This is a genomic window from Microcoleus sp. A2-C3, assembly GCF_036706065.1.
GTDB lineage: Bacteria > Cyanobacteriota > Cyanobacteriia > Cyanobacteriales > Microcoleaceae > Microcoleus.
Window position 1 is genome coordinate 1 of sequence record NZ_JAUBVX010000129.1, and the last position, 1,436, is coordinate 1,436.

The following is a 1,436-nucleotide window of genomic DNA, read 5'->3' on the forward strand; positions in this document are numbered from 1 at the left end:
TGTTACTCAAAAACTCAAGAGGGAGAAGATTAAATAACTAATCTTGAAGACTTTTTGCGTCGAGAAACCCGTTTTTTAACGGTGGGATATCGCGGTGCTACCGTCCGTACTCTTCCTGTTTCCCAGCCGGGGGATTTTCCCCTCTGTTTAGGCATTTTCGCGGGAGTGCCAATGTCAACTAAAACCGACAACATTGACTGGGCAACACGTCCAGGAGTTAAATTGATATTAGCAGATTGCCAAGGTAAGATATTCTCGACGACTAAATCCCTAGCTAGCCAGAGTTGCCAACTCATCAATGGCATTAAATCGCTCCAGCGCTCAGATTGTTCGGGAGTTCTCAAGTTAGGCAATGTCCAATGTAATCTTTGCTTAGCAAATCTATACCAATGATCAACTCCAAAACGTCGTAAATACTTAAACCAAACAGTTTCTAAGGGTAGAGTTAGTTCTCCCACCCAAGCCAACCACAAGGGTGGAAACGGCTGACCGTTTGACATCGGCTTCATTCTTTCGACTAGAATTAAATTGACTCTTTGTCCAGCGGCACGATAAAAATGTAAGTCAAGCCATTGCCTGACTCGAACTTGTCCCAACTCTGGATGTTTGTCAATTTCAATCACAGCATCCGCTTGGAGCCATGTGCTTGGGTCATTGAGTCTCATTTTCTGCCCGTGCTTACGTGGTCTACCGCGACCACTATAGGGTGGTGGTGCTGACCACAAACAGGCATTGCTTCGGACTCTCATTAAACAATCGGCTTGAATATCTGCTATTGCCAGTACCCAACTGGCATTGCCATATTCTCGATCTAAAACTGCTAAGACTGGATTGATGCTCTGTTCACAGACAAGTTTGAGTTGGGAAGCTGCTTGAAGTATTGGTGAAGACCCACTACTAATTCTTTCATGGAGTAGGGGTAATGCCCAACTTCCTTGCGCTTCAGGTATCCACGCAATTGTACTGTACCCCTGTCCAATAATTACGCCTTCCTGATATTCATGGGTTCTCTCTTTTAAGGTTTTGGCATCGGGTCTCGCCCATGCAGTGTGGTCAATTGCCACTAATATATGTTCTGTTGCGGGTACTTGCTGTTCTAATTCCTCTCGATACAGCATCATCAGTTTTTTTCGGTCTGGCCTACAGTCTTGCAATGCCTCGTAGACGCTTGGCCATTGACGATTGAATAGCGGGCTGAGTGAAAATTCTGCTAAACATGACGCATTTGGGCGTGGTCATCACTGCATCCATCAGCTCGAATGTTGCATCTTTCGCTTTTACTAATAACTCGTATGCTGCTTGACGAAATTCCTTTAATCGTTCAGTGTTCATTTAGGGAGTCGATGGGTTTCTATTTCACCCTCATTCTCTCCCGGCGCGGTGGCTCTAGTTCTTCTTTTGCCACCGTTCTCATCTTTATTTAGTCTAAACTACAG

1 pseudogene is annotated in these 1,436 nt (G+C 45.0%); it reads right to left on the minus strand.

Features of this window, described 5'->3' with window-relative positions:
- Nucleotides 1-29 precede the first annotated feature (29 nt).
- Nucleotides 30-1,214, minus strand: a pseudogene (locus QUB66_RS29645) (NF041680 family putative transposase); the annotation flags it as partial.
- Between the last annotated feature and the right edge of the window lie 222 nt (nt 1,215-1,436).